Below are 230 nucleotides of genomic sequence, written 5' to 3' on the forward strand. Positions count from 1 at the left end.
GCGCTCCATGCCCATGCCGGTGTCGATGTTCTTGCGCGGCAGCTCGCCGACGATGTCGAAGTCGACCTTCGAGCGCACGTTCGTGATCAGGTACTGCATGAACACGAGGTTCCAGATCTCGAGGTAGCGGCTGTCGTCGGCGGCGGGGCCGCCCTCCGGGCCGTACGCCGGGCCGCGGTCGAAGTAGATCTCGGAGCACGGACCCGCAGGCCCCGGCTGGCCGGTCGACC

At 68.7% G+C, this 230-nt stretch carries 1 protein-coding gene; it reads right to left on the reverse strand.

Annotated elements, in window-relative coordinates; genetic code table 11:
• On the reverse strand, positions 1–230 hold a 230-nt coding region (locus tag FJ658_RS15310; protein ID WP_141146227.1), incomplete at both ends, for an alanine--tRNA ligase-related protein.

This window comes from Schumannella sp. 10F1B-5-1 (assembly GCF_006517535.1).
Lineage (GTDB): Bacteria > Actinomycetota > Actinomycetes > Actinomycetales > Microbacteriaceae > Schumannella.